The 17,581-nt window shown below is 61.3% G+C and carries 10 protein-coding genes; 5 read left to right on the forward strand and 5 right to left on the reverse strand.

Features of this window, described 5'->3' with window-relative positions; translation table 11 throughout:
- The first annotated feature begins 4 nt into the window (after window positions 1-4).
- The 3 genes from glgA (at window position 5) to DW645_RS00135 (ending at window position 6,404) form a co-directional block, all read left to right on the forward strand.
- On the forward strand, window positions 5-2,353 hold the full coding sequence (gene glgA / locus DW645_RS00125) for a glycogen synthase GlgA (protein ID WP_199576403.1): 2,349 nt from the start codon (window positions 5-7) through the stop codon (window positions 2,351-2,353).
- 429 nt (window positions 2,354-2,782) lie between these two features.
- On the forward strand, window positions 2,783-6,079 hold the full coding sequence (locus DW645_RS00130; RefSeq protein WP_118225758.1) for a 4-alpha-glucanotransferase: 3,297 nt from the start codon (window positions 2,783-2,785) through the stop codon (window positions 6,077-6,079).
- A gap of 88 nt (window positions 6,080-6,167) precedes the next feature.
- Complete coding sequence (locus tag DW645_RS00135) at window positions 6,168-6,404, forward strand: FmdB family zinc ribbon protein (protein WP_118225759.1); 237 nt, start codon at window positions 6,168-6,170, stop codon at window positions 6,402-6,404.
- A gap of 449 nt (window positions 6,405-6,853) precedes the next feature.
- Here the strand turns inward: DW645_RS00135 and DW645_RS00140 are convergent, their stop codons facing one another.
- From DW645_RS00140 to gltX, 5 genes are all read right to left on the reverse strand, one after another.
- The gene (locus DW645_RS00140; protein ID WP_118225760.1) at window positions 6,854-8,254 is read right to left on the reverse strand and encodes an RsmB/NOP family class I SAM-dependent RNA methyltransferase; all 1,401 of its coding nucleotides are present in this window, start codon (window positions 8,252-8,254) and stop codon (window positions 6,854-6,856) included.
- Complete coding sequence (fmt, locus tag DW645_RS00145; RefSeq protein ID WP_118225761.1) at window positions 8,251-9,171, reverse strand: methionyl-tRNA formyltransferase; 921 nt, start codon at window positions 9,169-9,171, stop codon at window positions 8,251-8,253. The genes DW645_RS00140 and fmt overlap by 4 nt, the downstream gene beginning before the upstream one ends.
- Window positions 9,172-9,499: 328 nt before the next feature.
- Window positions 9,500-10,036, reverse strand: coding sequence for a peptide deformylase (gene def, locus DW645_RS00150; protein WP_117767144.1), 537 nt, complete (start codon window positions 10,034-10,036; stop codon window positions 9,500-9,502).
- A gap of 18 nt (window positions 10,037-10,054) precedes the next feature.
- On the reverse strand, window positions 10,055-12,514 hold the full coding sequence (priA, locus tag DW645_RS00155) for a primosomal protein N' (protein WP_118225762.1): 2,460 nt from the start codon (window positions 12,512-12,514) through the stop codon (window positions 10,055-10,057).
- 70 nt (window positions 12,515-12,584) lie between these two features.
- Window positions 12,585-14,060 carry a glutamate--tRNA ligase gene (gene gltX, locus DW645_RS00160; protein ID WP_118225763.1) on the reverse strand — a complete coding sequence of 492 codons (1,476 nt, stop codon included), beginning with the start codon at window positions 14,058-14,060 and terminating at the stop codon, window positions 12,585-12,587.
- A 220-nt stretch (window positions 14,061-14,280) separates the two neighbouring features.
- Here gltX and metK point away from each other — a divergent pair, with 220 nt between their 5' ends.
- Window positions 14,281-15,561, forward strand: a complete 1,281-nt coding sequence (gene metK / locus DW645_RS00165) for a methionine adenosyltransferase (RefSeq protein ID WP_118225764.1) — start codon at window positions 14,281-14,283, stop codon at window positions 15,559-15,561.
- Window positions 15,562-15,873: 312 nt separating this feature from the next.
- Window positions 15,874-17,481, forward strand: coding sequence for an L-serine ammonia-lyase, iron-sulfur-dependent, subunit alpha (gene sdaAA, locus DW645_RS00170; protein WP_118225765.1), 1,608 nt, complete (start codon window positions 15,874-15,876; stop codon window positions 17,479-17,481).
- Window positions 17,482-17,581: the final 100 nt, after the last annotated feature.

Consider the following 17,581-nt stretch of genomic DNA (forward strand, 5'->3'; position numbering starts at 1 on the left):
CAATATGGCAGATTCCAGCAAAAAGATGCAGATCGTGTTTGCCTCGGCCGAGTGCGCACCGTTTGTGAAGACCGGTGGCCTGGGCGACGTGGCGGGCTCGCTGCCTGCGGCGCTCGTGCGCGCCGGCGCCGAGGTCATCGTGATGGTGCCCAAGTACGCCACCATCAAGGACGAGTACAAGGCGCAGATGGAGCACTTCTCCGACTTTTACGTGAGCCTGGGCTGGCGCAATGAGTACTGCGGACTCGAGAAGCTCGAGCACGACGGCGTCACCTATATGTTCATCGACAACGAGCGCTACTTTGCGCGCGACTATCCGTACGGCTTCTTTGACGACGGCGAGCGCTTTGCGTTCTTCTCCAAGGCCATCACCGAGAGCCTGCAGCACCTGCCGGCCGACTTTGAGTGTGACATCCTGCACTGCAATGACTGGCAGACGGCACTTGCGCCCGTGTTTTTGCGCGAGTTTTACCAGGGCCTGCCGCTGTATGACCGCGTCAAGACCGTGTTCTCGATCCACAACGTGGCGTTCCAGGGCCAGTTTAGCGACACCGTGATGGAGGACATCCTGGGTGTGGCACACATTCCGGCGGCCGCCTCGCAGCTGCGTTGCGACGCCTGCAGCATCAACTACATGCTGGGCGCCCTGCGCTATGCCGACGCCATAACCACGGTGAGCCCCACCTATGCCAGCGAGATCCAGACGCCCGAGTTTGGCGAGGGCCTGGACGGCGTGCTGCGCGAGCGCTCCTATGCGCTGCAGGGCATTTTGAATGGCATTGACGTGGCGGGCTTTGACCCGGCGACCGACAAGCGCATTGCCGCCAACTACACCGTGGAGGACCGTTCTGGTAAGGCCGTATGCAAGGCCAAGCTGCAGGAAGAGCTGGGGCTCGAGGTTCGCGACGACCGTCCGCTTATGGTCATGGTCACGCGCCTGACGCGCCAGAAGGGCATGGACCTGGTCATGTACGCGCTCGACCGCATTCTGGCCGGCGGCGTGCAGGTGGCGGTGCTGGGCACCGGCGACCGCGACTACGAGGACGGTCTGCGCTACTTCCAGGACAAGTACCCCGGTACCATGGCCGCACGCATCGAGTTCGATCCTGCGCTGTCGCAGCGCATGTATGCCGCCGCCGACATGTTCCTAATGCCTTCGAAGTTTGAGCCCTGCGGCCTGTCGCAGATCATCGCCATGCGCTACGGCACCCTGCCTATCGTGCGCGAGACCGGCGGCCTGAAGGACACGGTGATTCCGTATAACGAGTTTACCGGCGAGGGCACGGGCTTCTCGTTTAGTAACTTTAACGGCGACGAGATGGGCGACGCCGTGTTCCGCGCGGCGCGCCTGTTCTGGGACAACCGCGATGCCTGGAACCAGCTGGTCACGCAGGCCATGAGCCAGGACTTTAGCTGGACGCGCTCGGCCGACAAGTATCTGGACCTGTACTTCTTTATGCACCCAGAGATTGAGAGGCCGGCGGCGCCGGTTGAGGCGGCGGTGGCTGACGAGGAGCCCGCGCCTGTCGAGGAGCCTGTCGTAGCTGAGGCTGCCGCACCTGTTGAGGAGCCTAAGGTCGAGGAGCCTGTCGCTGCTGAGGAGACCAAGGCCGAGGCGAAGCCCGCTGCTGATGCCGAGGTTAAGCCCGCTGCGAAGCCTGCCGCTAAGAAGACGACGGCCCGCAAGACGACGGCTAAGAAGACCACGGCGAGCAAGTCTACAACTGCGAGCAAGACCTCTGCAGCCAAGACCACTGCCACTAAGGCCACCGCCGCAAAGACGGCTACAGCCAAGGCAACGACCACGCGCAAGCGCACCACCGCAGCTGTCAAGAAGGCCACCGAGGCCGAGGTCGTTCCCGAGGTAAAGGCCGAGACCGCTGCAGCCGAGGTTAAGCCCGCGGCAAAAGCTCCGGCCAAGGCCGCTGCCAAGAAGACGACCGCCAAGAAGACCACGGCTACGAAGTCGACGACCAAGAAGGCCGCCACGACCAAGGCAGCCGCTAAGCCGGCCGCCAAAGTCGAGGAGACGCCCGCTGCGCCTAAGGCTGAGGAAGCTGTCGAGGCTAAGCCGGCCGCCAAGACCACCACGCGCAAGCGAGCTACGACGACGGTCAAAAAGGCCACGGCCAAGACCGCTGCTCCCAAGGCAGAGGCTAAGGTCGAGGAAAAGCCCGCAATAAAGGCCGAGCCGGAACCGAAGGCCGCCGAGGTCAAGACCGCTCCGAAGGCTACGGCAAAGACTGAGCCCGCCAAGGAGGCCTCGGTCTCCCCCGCCGCTCCCACTGAGGAAAAGGCTCCTACCAAGAAGACCTCCGTCCGCAAGGCAACGGCCGCCCGCAAGCGCCGGTAATCCGGACGATTAAAACTTAATCCTCGACGCAAAAGAGGGCGCCCCAACCAGGCGCCCTCTTCTTTGTTGAACTTCGTATTAAAAAGAGGGCCGGTTTACTACGACAAAATGGCTCCGGCCGATCACAACGAGCAATCTACGAAATTGCCAATGCTTTTACCTGCGGTTTTAATATCACCAAATTGACTGTGGTTGAGATCATTCAATTTATCGTAGTAAACCGGGGTACTTTTGGTTGGCTACAAATAGTATCGGTATGTGCGTTTTCGAATGCCGCGATAATTTGGATGGTAAAACGATTTTCTAGGACAACCGTTCGCCGATAATGAGCGGCTGTAGTTTATACAACTAAAGTGCAACGATATACTTAAGTACCGTGCGTTAAGCCCATGGCCCGTTGGCCATGACTGTATAGAACTGGACCGTACTATGAGATTGATTCACAACAGCCGCCTGCCGCAGTTTCGCACTCCGTTTGGCGCTGTGACCACTGGAACTTCCGTTGCACTCTCGGTGATTTTGGAGGATGCCGATCCCAACCAGGCAACGCTTACGCTGCGCACCTGGGTCGATGAGATCGGTGAGTCTCGGTATCCCATGACGCACGAGGGCGACGGCATATTTACCGTAGAGTTTGAGTGCACCGAGCCCTGTCTTATCTGGTACAGCTTTATCTGCAATATCGAGGGCCAACCCGAGGTTCGCTTGGGCGCGCCGCAAGGCCGCACCGGCGGCGAGGGCGTAACCTACGACTACGCCGAGGTCCCGTCCTTCCAGATTACCGTCTACAAGCACCGCGAAATTCGTCCCGAGTGGTACGAGCGTGGCATGGTTTACCAGATCTTCCCCGACCGCTATGCACGCGACGAAAACTGGCGCGAGCGCACGCTGACCGAAGTCGAAAAGCCTCGCAACGGAATCCAGCGCCGCATGGTCGAGGACTGGAATGAACCGCCCGAGTACGAGCGTGCCGAAGACGGCTCCATCAGGACCTGGGATTTTTACGGCGGCTCGCTCAAGGGTATCCAAAATGACCTGCCCCGCATTGCCGAGCTGGGCTTTACAGCCATCTACCTCAACCCCATCTTTGAGGCCGCGAGCAACCACCGCTACGACACGGCCGATTACACTAAGATCGACCCGATCCTGGGCACCGAGCAGGACTTTACGGAGCTGTGCGAGGCAGCCGAGAAGCTCGGCATTTCCATTATTCTGGACGGCGTCTTCAACCACACGGGCGACGACTCTATCTATTTCAACCGCTACGGCAACTACCCCGGCGTGGGCGCGTGGCAGAGCGAGGATTCGCCGTGGCGCGATGCGTTTTATTTCCACGAGGACGGCTCGTACGACTGCTGGTGGGGCGTGGGCAACATGCCCGCCATCAATGAGAGCTCCGAGCTGGTACGCGAGCGGCTCCTGGGCAAGGACGGCGTGATCCGCAAATGGCTGCGCGCCGGTGCCCATGGTTGGCGCCTGGACGTCGCTGACGAGCTTTCCGACGACTTCCTGGCCGAGATTAAGAAGGCCGTACTTGCCGAAAAGCCTGACGCGTTGTTGCTCGGCGAAGTCTGGGAAGACGCCTCCAACAAGATTAGCTATGGCCATCTGCGTCGTTACCTGCAGGGCTCCGAGCTGGACTCTGCTATGGATTACCCTTTCCGCGACATGGTCATCGGCTTTTTGATGGGCTACAAGAACGCCTACCAAGCAGCCGAGGATATCGAAACCCTGCGCGAGAACTACCCGAGCGAGGCATTGTCCTGCGCGCTCAATCTGCTTTCGAGCCACGACCGCCCGCGTATCATCTCGGTGCTCGGCGGCGGCCCCGACGAGTCGCAGCTGCCCGAGCGCGAGCGCAGCAAGTGGCGACTGGACGAGAGCTCGATGGGCCTGGCCAAGAGCCGTTTTTGGCTTGCAACGCTCATGCAGATGACCTTCCCCGGCGTGCCTTCGATCTACTACGGCGACGAATACGGCCTGGAGGGCCTTACCGATCCGGGCAACCGCCGCACTCTGCCGACCAAGGACCAACTGCACGACTTCGACACGCTGGCTATTGTCAAGAACGCCTCCGCCGTACGCCGCGCACTGCCGTTTATGATCGACGGCGAGATTAAGGCCTTCGCGCTCAACGATGAGGTGCTGGCCTACAACCGCACGGGCAAGGATGGCGAGTCCGCGACGGTTATCATCAACCGCAGTCTGCGCAATTCGCACCGCGTGACGATTCCGGCGCTCGGCGAATGCGCGAGTGACGTCATCAGCGGTCACGAGTGCGAGATCCACAACGGTACGGTCACGCTCGATCTGTATCCGCTGGGCTCGTCGATCATCTATCACCATGCCGAGCAGCGCCTGCAGGAGCCGCTCGATCACGGCGCGGGCGTCGTGTGCCACATCACCTCGGTGCCGACCGATGACGGCAAGCCCGGCACGATCGGCGCACCCACGCGTCGCTTTATCGACCATCTGTCCGCTATGGGCATGCGCTACTGGCAGGTCCTGCCTGTCAACCCGACGGACTTCTTCCGCTCCCCTTACGCTGGGCCTTCGGCCTTTGCGGGCAATGTTGACCTGCTGCCCGAGAGCCAAGTGGAACTGGCGGCCGACTTTGAGACTTGGAAGGCCCGTGGCGGCGAGGATGCAGACCCGCTCTACACGGCGTTTAAACATCGCAACGCCGATTGGCTCGAGAAGTACTGCGTCTACATGGCCGTCAAGAAGTACTTTGAAGGTGAATCGCGTCACGATTGGCCGGCCGATGTCGCGCGCTACAACGAGCATCTGATTGACGACAAGCGTTTCCACGACGAGGCAGAGCTGCAGGCGTACATGCAGTACCGCTTTGACCTTGCCTGGTGCGAGCTCATGAACTATGCGCACAAGAAGGGCATCGAGGTTATCGGCGACATTCCTATGTACGTTTCGGACGATTCGGCCGATGCGTGGAGCGAACCCGAGAACTTCTGGTTGTCCGATACCGGTAAGGCAATCGAGATCTCCGGTGCACCGCCCGACAACTTTGCGCCCGAGGGCCAGGTGTGGGGCAACCCGACGTTCCGCTGGGGTCATATGAAGGAGAACGGCTACCGCTGGTGGATGGACCGTCTGCGTCGCGCGTTCTCACTCTACGACCGTGTGCGCCTGGACCACTTCCTGGGATTCCACAGCTACTTTAGCATTCCCGCAGGCAAGGCCTGCGCCGACGGCCGCTGGCTGGCGGGTCCGGGCAAGGATCTGTTCCAGACTGCCTATGACGAGCTGGGGCCGCTCAACTTTATCGCCGAGGACCTAGGCTACCTGACGCCCGGTGTTCGCGCCATGGCTTCGACCTGCGGCTTCCCCGGCATGGACGTGCTGGAGTTTAGCGATTACGACGTCCGCTGCGGTGTGCATCCCACGCCGGGCAAGATTCTGTATACCTCGACGCACGACACGTCGACGCTCACCGGTTGGTGCACACGCTCCTTTGCGGGCGGCGACGAGCCGAGCGGTGTTGAGGTGGCGGCCAAGCTGATGAGCGACGCGCTGGCAAGCGACGCTCCCCTGGTGATGATGCCGCTGCAGGATGTTCTGGGGCTTAGCGACGACGCGCGCATGAACGTGCCGGGTGTCGCCACGGGCAACTGGACCTGGCAGGCCGATGAGGCCGACGTTGCGGCCGCCGAGGGCAAAACTGCACAGCTCCTGCGCAACACCCATAGATTCTGGGGCGAAGCGTGATAAAACCCCCGATATAGGGTACAGTTACAGCTGTTTGAATTTATGCGGGCAGAGCGATCTGCCCGCTTTGTGCTGAAAAGGAAGTATTATGGCGCGCTACGATTACAAGTGCTCGAGCTGCGGCAACGTGTTTGAGGTTGAGCATCCCATGTCCGAGACCCCCGAGGTCGTGTGCCCGAGCTGCGGCGCTCCGGCGGCCAAGACGTTCTCGGCCAGCGGCATCAAGTTTGAGGGCAGCGGCTTCTACAACACCGACCAGCGCAGCGGTGGTTCCAGCACCAGCGCCACCAACGGCTGCTGCGCCAACTGCCCGCATAACCACTAGCGTCAAGCGGTCCCGCTACCCAGATTTCCCTATGAGTTGCGGTGAAATAGTTCCTGAATCAGCCCATTCAACGCCCAAACAGGAACTATTTCACCGCAACTTTTCTATAGATTTGATTTCGGAATGATGCTAGGTTTGTAACATTTCAAAACTCTACCGGATTACGGGGCTGAATTGGCAACCTCTATCCATTACAGTAATTTGCAAATTTCAACAAGCCATCTACCTGCGGTTTTATTTAGATCATTTTTACTGTGGTCGGGCATCACCAATCTAGCCCCGTAATCCGCCCTACTTTTGATAACAGCAAGTATGAAACGGGGCTATTTTTACCACTCTTTACCTCTATTGCGATCTCCGCTCGCATGACCTCCTGAGTTGCGGTGAAATAAGGACTGTTTGGCGGGTAGATGCCGCTATTCAATCCCTATTTCACCGCAACTTAGTAGTTACTTGTGGACCAAGCGGGCGCAGAAGTGGCCGTCGTAGGAGTCCGCATTAACGGGGACACTTTGGAAGAGGCCTCGAGCGTTTTGGCGCAGGGTGACGAGGCTCTTGGCATGATCGTACTCGGGGAGCTGCAAAATCTGGGCTTCGGAGAGCGGCGCCACGGTAAAGCCGGCGCCCTCAGGAGAGGCCAGGAAGGCATCCACGACCTGCGTGTTCTCTTCATCAAAAACCGAGCAGGTAGCATAGATAAGCTCACCGCCAGCAGCCACGCGCGCAGCGGCTTCCTTGAGCATCGTAAGCTGCAGCTTGGGCAGCTCAACCGTCACATCCTTTTCGGTCAGGCGCCACGGGATCTCGGGATGACGACGCATGGTTCCGGTGCCAGAGCACGGCGCATCGATAAAGACCGTATCGAACTTAACCGGCTCGCCAAGCATGGCATCAAACGACGTCAGTACTTCATCAAGCTCGCAAGCATCACCCGAAACCGTACGAACGCCCTGAATACCTGCCTTATGCAGGCGAGCAAGATTCTGGTCGCACTTGCGATCATGCAAATCGAGCGCCGTATGCTGACACTCATAGCCCGCACGCTTGGCCTGGCACATCATCACATAGGTCTTGGTGCCACGGCCGGCACCAATCTCAAGGCAGCAACCAGGGCGCGTGGCAGCTGTTGCGATAAGTTGCGCGTTGAGATCAGAGGCCACCGCGGCAGCACGCTCAAACACACCCGAAGCAACGGTAACCTGGGCATCAACCGGGGCATGGCAGCCTGGGAAGACAGGCGCGACGAACTGCGAGATATACGGATCGGGCTTAGTCGCAAAGGCGTTCTCATGCAGAGCCAGCGGTGCGGGGGCCAGATTGCCGGCAAAGTTAAGCGCACCCTCTGGAGTGTCAAACGACGCCATAATGCGAGCGCATAGCCAGCGAGGTAGACCCATCAGGCGCGACAGACGAACCAAACGTTGCTCAGACTCATCCACATCGGACGCAGTAGCAAAGTCCTCAACATTGTCCGCAACCTTATGCAGTACAGCATTGGCCAAGCCAGCGGCAGACTTAGCCCCGCAGCGAACCAGCTCAACACCCTGACTTACGGCAACGCGGCCCGGCGTATGCAGATAGAGCATCTCGAAGGCCGAGATACGAAGCGCCATGCGAACACGCGGCGCAACCTTTTTGGGCTTTTCGAGAAACTGATCGAGCAACTCATCCAAAATGCCCTGCGTGGCGGCAACACCGAGCGCCAAACGCGCGGCAAAAGCGGAATCGCGCTGGTCAATAGCCTTAGCGGAAGCACGGGAAGACAATACATCGCGAGCGTACATACCGCGACGATCAGCTTCCATCAGTACATCGAGCGCAAGCTTGCGCGCGGGAGACAGCTTGCTCATGACAATACACCCCACGAAAGATCGGCACCCTGCAGGCCAGCAGCCCAAGCAGAAGCGGCCATAGCGCGCTTGCCATCAGGCTTAACCTCGAGCAACTCAACCGAGCCATCGGAAAGACCAAGGTAAACACGCTTAGCCTGAACGAGAACCTGACCCTCAACAAGCGACACATCAGCAGGCGCAGCATCGAGCACACGCACGGTCTTGCCGGCAATCACGCAACGAGCAGGCGCGGTATCGGACGAGGCCAGCACATGACGCACACAATCAAGCGCCGCCATGTGCGGATCCAGGCGCATCTCCTGCTTAGAAATCTTGGCAGCATGGGTAACGAGCGCCTCATCCTGTTCGATCCACACGGCGGTGCCATCGGCAAGAGAAGGAAGCGTATCGGCAAGCAGTTTGCCGCCGAGCTCAGCGAGCTCCATAGTCAGCGCCTCGGCATGCTTACCGGCAACCGACGTGGAAGCCTGAGCACAATAAGCACCAGTATCCACGCCATGTCCAATGCGCATAATGGAAACTCCGGCAACCCCGTCACCAGCAAGAATGGCACGCTGGATGGGAGCAGCACCACGCCAGCGAGGCAGCAAGGACGCATGAACATTCACAATACCAAGCGGCGCCATATGCAGCACCTCATCCGGCAAAATGCAACCATAAGCAGCCACACAGAAAATATCGGCTTGCGCAGCTTGGAGCGCCTCAACAACCTCGGCCGTCATACGATTAGCCTCAATAACCGGCAACCCAAGCTCAAGCGCCTCGGCCTTAATAGGAGACGGCTCCAACTTTTTACCACGCCCGCGAACAGCATCAGGACGAGTAACAACAAGCGCAATCTCATTCCCAGCCTCAACAAGCGAAGTCAAAGAAGGCACAGCAAAATCAGGCGTACCCATAAACACAATACGCATAAAGATCGTCTCCCCTCAACCAAAGCCGAGACGGCTACAAAGAACAGCGGAAAGCAAGGTTCCCAGGCCATCCGCAATAACAATTCAACAAGAACAAATATACCCAAAACCAAAGAAAGAGCCGCAATAAAAGCAGCTCTCTCCCAACAAAGACCTATCAGCGAAGACGCCCCTCCCTGGCCCAACGGCACCCGGGCGAACCGAGCCAGAACAACGCAGTCCCCGGTGCTGAGCGCCCACATATCGTCCCGCGCGCAGTTTCGCAGCAAAGCGAGAATGTTTGAGCACGGGATGATATGTGGGCGCTCAGCACCGGGGACGATGGGACCTACTCCGTCTCGCCCGGTCGAGCGCCGCGGGCCAGGGCGTCCTGGTACTCCTTGACGGCCTTGAGCCTCTGCATCGGCTTCAGTCGCTCGAACATAGTGTTGCCATGCAGGTGATCGATCTCGTGCTGCAGGCACACGCAGAACAGGTCGCCCGAAGCCTCGTAGCGAATCAGGTTGGCATCCAAGTCGTACGCCTCGACGACGACATGGTCGGGACGCTCGATCTCGCAGCTAATGCCAGGGATGGAAAGGCAGCCCTCGCTAAAGGGCACCAGATGGTCACTCTGCTCAACAATGACGGGGTTAATGAGCACGTACGGGTCGTAGTCGTTCTTGTCGCTGTAGTCGCAGTCGATGGTGACGAGCTGAATAAGCTCGCCGATCTGCGGAGCAGCCAGGCCGCAGCCGCCGTTGTCGAACATCATCTTCTTCATCTTCTCGGCAAGCGCCTCGATCGCCGGGGTGATCTCCTCGATGACGGCACACTCCTGGCGCAAACGAGGGTCGGGCGACAGTACGATTCCGTTGGCTTCCATGGCCATCCTTTCAGGTTGTTACATCAAATCATAGGCGTCGACGTCAACGCTCACGCTCACGCCGCGCACGGAGCCCACCTCTTTGAGGCAGGCGTCGATATCATCAGAGACATGGTACCCCACGGGCGACTTCACAAGCAGATGGAAGCGGTAACGGTCCTTGGCTCTCTCGATTACACACGAAGCCGGGCCCAGCACCTGCGGCACGGCACTCCCCGCCCGCAAAAAATCGGGCGCGGCGGCATGCCAGCGGCGCTTAAGAAGCTTTGCGATGCGCCCGATATAATCCTGCGCATCGTCGCGGTTTGCAGACCACACCAAAATGTTAACCAGGCGCACGAACGGCGGATACAGTGCGTCGCGGCGCTGGTCCAGGTCGTAGTCGGTAAAGATCGAGCGATCGTGCTCGGCGACGGCGCGGATGACCGGATCCTCGGGCAGATACGTCTGGATGATGACCTCGCCAGGGCGATCGCCGCGACCGGCGCGACCGGCGACCTGCTCCAGCAAATCGTAGGCGCGCTCCCCTGCGCGGAAATCCGGCAGCTTGAGGGCGAAGTCAGCATTGACCACACCCACGAGCGTGACCTCGGGAAAGTCGAGGCCTTTGGCGATCATCTGGGTGCCCAGCAACACGGCGCAATCGGCCGCATCGAACTGCTCGAGCAGCTTTTTGTGCGCATCCTTGCCGCGCGTGGAATCGGCATCCATGCGGATGATGGCGACGTCCTCGGGCAGCATCTGGTGCAGTGCGTCCTCGATCTGCTGCGTGCCCAGCCCCATTTTTGCCAGGTAGCGACTGCCACATTTGGGGCAACGACTCGTGGGCGCGGGATACGGCTGCACGCGCCAAGACGAACCGCAGGTGTGACATTGCAGCGTGTGCGTGCGCTCGTGATACGTAAGCGCTGTGGAGCAGTGGTTGCAGGTGGGAACGCAGCCGCACTCGCGACACATCAGGAACGGCGCAAAGCCACGGCGGTTATGCAGCAACACGGCCTTCTCGCGGCGCTCGGCCACACGTTCCAATCCCTCCATCAAGGGTTTTGAGAACATGGAGCGGCTACCGTGCGAAAACTCGCGGCGCAGGTCGGCAATGCGGACCTCGGGCAGCACGGCGTGTCCCGGGCGCTCGGGCATCTCGACGCGCGTCCAAGTGGTGCCGTTATACGTTCCATGGCGGCAGTGGTCGAGGGCCTCGGCAGAAGGCGTGGCCGACCCCAGCACGAGCGGGCAGCGATAGCGGCGCGCCATCTCGGCTGCCACCTCGCGCGCATGGTAGCGCGGACTGGAGCCCTGCTTGTAACTAGTCTCGTGCTCCTCGTCGATGATGATGAGGCCCAAGTCGCTGAGCGGGCAAAAGAGCGCCGAGCGGGCGCCGACCACCACGCGGGCCGCACCGCTGGCGACCATATCCCACTGGTCGAGACGCTCGCCAGCAGAAAGACGCGAATGGAAAACGGCCACCGTCTCGCCAAAGCGCGAGCGGAAGCGGCCGACGGTCTGGGCCGTCAGCGAGATCTCGGGCACCAGCACGCAGGCAGAGCGACCGGCTGCGAGCACGCGCTCGATGGCGGAGAGGTAAACCTCGGTTTTGCCGGAGCCGGTGACGCCGTCGACCAACACCACGTCGCCATGAGCGTCCAGACGGGCGCGCTCAATCTGCGCGAGTGTCTGTTGCTGGCCGTTGGTAAGGGAGACCGGCGCCTTGCCGCTTGCCGAGGACAGCGTGGTCTGCTCGCTGCAGCCACGCCAGGCGCGGCGCTCCTCCACCACCACGACGCCGCGCTTTTCGAGCGCTTTGATGGTCGCCGACATGCTGTTATAGAGAAGATTAAGGTCGCGAGTCGTAACCGGGCCGCACTGCAGCGCCTCGATGAGCTGGCGCTGACGGACCGCGGTCTTGGGCGGCGTGTAGTCAAAGCCTTCGGGCGTAAGCATCACCCAGCGGTTTTGGATGGGTTTGACGGCGGGACGCTCAACCGACCATGCTCCGTCATCGCCCTTGACCACGCGCGGGCTGCCGCCCGGAGGCAAGAACAGGCGCAGGCACTCGGAAAGCGTCGCGACGTACTCGCGGCTCATCCAACGTGCGATACGGGCGGCCTCGGCGGTAAAGAGCGGCTTGCTGAGGATAGCCTCGATAGGCTTGACGCGCGCGGGGTCGAGAGCGTCGTTACCTTGCAGGTCGCCCAGCTCGGGCGCGATGTCGACGATGTAGCCCGCGGCCGCACGGTTGCCAAAATGAACTAGGACGGTGGAGCCGATCTGGGCATCGTTGGCAAGGGGCTCAGGGATGCCGTAAACAAACGGTTCGGACAGCGCACGGGTAGGGATGTCCAGGACCACACTCGCATGGGCGGCAACGGGCTCAGGCTGCGCCGGGGCGACGGCAGGGGCCGCGGACTTCGGAGCTTCCTCCGGTTCCGGCGAACCAAACAGCGACAGTTGCTCGGCCATGGTCTCTGTACCTCCCATCCCATACGTCTTTAGAAACAAGAGCCCCGCTCGGGTGAACGGGGCTCGGATACATGCGTTTACGCGTCTACTATAGCGCCATCGTGCGGGCGCGGTCGATGCGTGCCAGGCAGTCGTCGCGGCCGACAAGCGCCATGGTCTCGCCCAGCGGGGGGCTCACCATGTTGCCGCAGACGGCGACGCGCACGGCCTGGAACACCACGCGCTTCTTAAGGTCCATCTGCTCGGGCAGCGGCTCAAGCGCGGCGTCGATGGCCTCGGCAGTCCACTTGTCCACGCCCTCGAGCGCGGCCTTGGCGGCATCCAGAATGACGCCCATGCCTTCCTTAGCCAGGCCCTTGTTAACGGATTTCTCGTCATACTCGAGCGTCTCGGCCGTAGCGAAGATGGGAGCGGCGACGGTCACGGCGTCGGCCGGCATCTTGGTGCGCGGCTTGACGATTGCGGCAAGCGCGTCGATCCAGTCCTCGCCGTACTCGACGTTGCCCTCGATGAGACCCGCCTCGTGCAGCTCGGGGACCATGATCTCGTCGGCAAACTGAGCATCGGACATGCCGTTGATGTACTCGGCATTGACCCAGTCGAGCTTCTTGGGGTCGAAGGTCGCCGGGTTCTTGGAAATGCGGTCGAGCGAGAACTTGCTGGCCAGGACATCGCGCGGGATGATTGTGGTCTCGCCGTCGAGCGACCAGCCGAGCAGCGCCAGATAGTTGACGAAGGCGTCGGACAGGTAACCAGCGTCGCGGTACTCCTCCACCGAGGTGGCGCCGTGGCGCTTGGAGAGCTTCTTGCCGTCGGCACCCAAGATCATGGAAATGTGGGCGAACGTAGGCACGGGCGCGCCGAGGGCCTCGTAGACCATGACCTGACGCGGGGTGTTGGACAGGTGGTCGTCGCCGCGGATGACATGGGTAATCTTCATCATGGCGTCGTCGACGACGGTCGCGAAGTTGTACGTGGGCGTGCCATCGGAGCGGAAGATGACAAAGTCGTCGAGCTCCTTGGCGTCGAAGGTCACCTCGCCGTGGACGGCGTCGTGGACGACGACGTCGCCGCGGTCCTCGGGCACCTTGATGCGCAGGACGTAGGACTCGCCGGCCTCGATGCGGCGGCGGGCCTCCTCGGGATCAAGATCGCGGCAACGGCGCTGATAGCCCTGGAAGGGGTCCTTGCGCTCCTGCGCGGCCTTGCGGTCGGCATCGAGCTGCTCCTTGGTGCAGAAGCAGGGATAGGCCTTGCCCTCATCCCAAAGCTTCTGGGCGGCCTGCTTGTACAGGTCCAGGCGCTCGGTCTGGGCATAGGGACCATAGTCGCCGCCCACCTCGGGGCCCTCGTCCCAGTCCAAGCCCAGCCAACGCATGGCGCGCAAAATGATCTGCGTGTTCTCGTCGGTGGAACGGGTGGGATCGGTGTCGTCGATGCGCAGAATGAACGTACCGCCGTTTGCGCGGGCGAAAGCCCAGTTATAGATAGCGGTGCGGGCGCCGCCGATGTGCAGCTTGCCCGTCGGTGAGGGTGCAAAGCGGACGCGAACGTCTGATGCCATGGAAATCTCCTCGATTGCAGGATGGATGTCTAACCGCACCAGTATAAAGCATCAAAGCAACCTCCGCACAAAGGGCACCGACCCACTCATTGGGGACAGACTTAAATGAGTGGGTGCGGAAAGGGTGTGAATGTTTGATTTACGCGCTATGATGTGCCCTTGCATAGAGAGCCCAGCGGAATGGTAACGGTCGCCGGGACACGTTTTTGAAAGGACAATCATGTCAGAAGAACTTCGTTCCATCCCACCCCAACACGGGTCCTTTGTTTTTACGTCGGAGTCGGTGACCGAAGGTCATCCCGATAAGATCGCTGACCAGATCAGCGACGCCGTCCTCGACGCAATCCTCGCCAAAGAAATAGAGCTCCAGGAGCAGGGCTACATCGCCCCCAACGGCGTGCCTGCCAACGTGGAGAACGTCCGCTGCGCCTGCGAGACCCTCGTGACCACCGGCACCGTCATCGTCGCCGGCGAGATTCGCACCCAGGCCTACGTCGACGTACAGGAAATCGCCCGCGGCGTTATCCGTCGCATTGGCTACAACCGTGCCAAGTTCGGTTTTGACTGCGACACCTGCGGCGTTATGAGCCTTATCCACGAGCAGTCGCCCGATATCGCCCAGGGCGTCGACGAGTCCTTCGAGACCCAGACCGGCGCCACCACCGACCCGATCGACCTGATCGGCGCCGGCGACCAGGGCATGATGTTCGGTTATGCCTCCAACGAGACCAAGACCCTCATGCCCATGCCGCACTACCTGGCAAGCCGCCTGGCCGAGCGCCTGGCCGCCGTGCGCCACGACGGCACCCTCGCCTATCTGCGTCCCGACGGCAAGACCCAGGTCACCGTGCGCTACGAGGAAGGCAAGCCCGTCGAGGTCACGACCATCGTCATCTCCACGCAGCACGCCGCCGAGATCGAAGACATGGGCAAGATCAAGGCCGACCTCATCGAGCACGTCATCACCCCGGTCATGGCTGCCGAGAACATGCCGTGGGGCAACGCGGACATCTACGTGAACCCCACCGGTCGCTTTGTCGTGGGCGGCCCCATGGGCGACACGGGCCTCACCGGCCGCAAGATCATCGTCGACACCTACGGCGGCTACGGCCGTCACGGCGGTGGCGCCTTTAGCGGCAAGGACTGCACCAAGGTCGACCGTTCCGCCGCGTATGCCGCGCGCTGGGTCGCTAAGAACGTGGTCGCCGCCGGTCTGGCCGACCGCTGCGAAGTCGAGCTTGCCTACGCCATCGGCGTTTCCAAGCCCCTCTCAATCATGGTCGACACCTTCGGTACCGCGCATGTTGCCGAGGACAAGATCGTTGAAGCCGTAGAGAAGACCTTCGACCTGCGCCCGGGCGCGATCATCCGCGACCTGGACCTGCGTCGACCGATCTACGAGAAGACGGCAGCCTACGGCCACTTCGGCCGCGAAGACGCCGACTTCACCTGGGAGAATACCGACCGAGTCGAAGAACTCAAAGCAGCCTGCGGCCTGTAAATAGGTTCGCAGAGCCCAGACAGCAAAGCATTAGAACCAAAAGAAGTACCGGCCCCAACCGGTACTTCTTTTTATTTACACGGTGGTGTGAATATTTCGATGCGCAATGAACAGCACGTCCCCAGCTGATAAATTTTGACATCCAGCCACTCCAACCATGTATCCTAAGTTCTGAGGGCTTTGGTATTTGGTCGGTCGCGAGTTCCGCACGAGCCGGAGGCCACTTAATGTGGCCTCCGTGCGAGCCAGGACTGTAGAGCAGGCGACCAAATACTAAAGCCCTCGGAACGACGGGATAGAACAGGAGCACCCATGGCAGGCAAGCCGCAAACACTAGCTACGACCTCGGCATTCGAGATCTTGGGCCCCGTCATGGTCGGCCCCAGTTCTTCGCACACCGCCGGCGCCCTGCGCTGCGCCCAAGTTGCCGCCAGCCTGCTGGAAGGCCGCATCACTAAGGTCACCTTTGGCCTGTGGAACTCCTTTGCCCACACCTACCGCGGCCACGGCACCGATCGTGCGCTCGTCGCGGGCATCCTGGGCCTCGACACCGATGACGAGAACATCAAGCAGGCCTTCGACCTCGCGCACGAGCAGGGCCTCGAATATCACTTTGACATCAAGGGCGACGACGCCTCCATCCACCCCAACACCGTCGACATCGACATGGTCGACGACACGGGCGCCACGGCCCAGGTCCGCGGTGAGAGCCTGGGCGGCGGCAAGATGCGCATCAGCCGCATTAACGGCGTCGGCGTCGACATCTCGGGCATGTACTCCACACTCTTCGTGGCGCACTACGACGTCCCCGGCGTGCTCGCCGCGCTCACGAACCTGCTCGCCTACGCACACGTGAACATCGCCTTCTGCCGCACCTACCGCACCGAAGTGGGCGGCCAGGCCTACTCCGTCTTCGAGACCGACGGCGCGCCCGACGACACCGTCGTCCCCATGCTCCGCAAACTCGACAATGTCGATTACGCGACCTTTATCGAGCTCCCCGGTTCTGCCTCGTCGCTCTCCCCCGGTGTCTCGGCAAAGGAGATCTTCGACGACGGCGAGCAGCTGCTCGATGCGTGCGCCGAGCTCGGCCTGAATATCGGCGCCGTTATGGCCGTGCGCGAGGCGCGTCTGACCGGCGAGGCCCACGCCGTCGCCGCCATGCGCCGCGTGCTCGACGTCATGCGCGAGGAGACCACGACCCCCATCGTCAATCCGCAACGATCGCTCGGCGGGCTTATCGGCGGCGAGGCTAAACTCGTCGATGCCACCGGCCGCAACGATTTGAGCACGAGCCTGATGGGCACCGTTCAAACCGATGCCGTGGCCCGCGCGATGGCCGTGCTCGAGCGCTCCGCCACGATGGGAGTGATCGTCGCCGCTCCCACGGCAGGCTCCGCGGGTGTCGTGCCCGGCTGCGTGCTGGCGCTCGCCGATCACCTTCAGCTCGACGACGAGCAGGTCATGGACGCGCTCTACTGCGCAGCCGCCATCGGCCTCAACCTCACCACGAGTGCCTGCGTCGCCGGTGCCGAGGGCGGCTGCCAGGCTGAGGTAGGAAGTGCGGCCGCCATGGCAGCCGCCGCGCTGGTGCAGATGCTCGGCGGCACGCCCGGGCAGGCGCTCGACGCCAGTTCCATCGCGCTGAGTAACTTGCTGGGCCTCGTTTGTGACCCCGTCGGTGGCCTCGTGGAGGTGCCGTGCCAAAACCGCAATGCCATCGGCGTGGCCGCGGCATTTAGCTCGGCGCAGCTTGCACTTGCCGGTATCAAGAGCCTGGTGCCGTTTGACCAGATGGCGCACGTCATGCTCTCCGTGGGCCACGCGTTGCCGGCCACGCTGCGCGAGACGGCAAAGGGTGGCATCGCGCAGGCTCCGGCCGCACTTTCGGCCTGTGCAAAATGCGGTGTGTGCGGATAGCGACAAAGAAAGACTCGAAGGTGGGTCAAATGTCCCACCTCTTTTGAATGCCACCGTTTCCATACCACAAACAACTGGGTAATCGCTATAATGCAAGCCC

The sequence above is a fragment of the Collinsella sp. AM23-17 genome, from assembly GCF_003470945.1.
GTDB classification, from domain to species: Bacteria; Actinomycetota; Coriobacteriia; order Coriobacteriales; family Coriobacteriaceae; genus Collinsella; species Collinsella aerofaciens_O.

Coding starts and splice junctions, on each gene's coding strand:
- glgA (WP_199576403.1), top strand. CDS start 5: ATGGCAGATTCCAGCAAAAAGATGCAGATCGTGTTTGCCTCGGCCGAG.
- DW645_RS00130 (WP_118225758.1), top strand. CDS start 2,783: ATGAGATTGATTCACAACAGCCGCCTGCCGCAGTTTCGCACTCCGTTT.
- DW645_RS00135 (WP_118225759.1), top strand. CDS start 6,168: ATGGCGCGCTACGATTACAAGTGCTCGAGCTGCGGCAACGTGTTTGAG.
- DW645_RS00140 (WP_118225760.1), bottom strand. CDS start 8,254: ATGAGCAAGCTGTCTCCCGCGCGCAAGCTTGCGCTCGATGTACTGATG.
- fmt (WP_118225761.1), bottom strand. CDS start 9,171: ATGCGTATTGTGTTTATGGGTACGCCTGATTTTGCTGTGCCTTCTTTG.
- def (WP_117767144.1), bottom strand. CDS start 10,036: ATGGAAGCCAACGGAATCGTACTGTCGCCCGACCCTCGTTTGCGCCAG.
- priA (WP_118225762.1), bottom strand. CDS start 12,514: ATGGGAGGTACAGAGACCATGGCCGAGCAACTGTCGCTGTTTGGTTCG.
- gltX (WP_118225763.1), bottom strand. CDS start 14,060: ATGGCATCAGACGTTCGCGTCCGCTTTGCACCCTCACCGACGGGCAAG.
- metK (WP_118225764.1), top strand. CDS start 14,281: ATGTCAGAAGAACTTCGTTCCATCCCACCCCAACACGGGTCCTTTGTT.
- sdaAA (WP_118225765.1), top strand. CDS start 15,874: ATGGCAGGCAAGCCGCAAACACTAGCTACGACCTCGGCATTCGAGATC.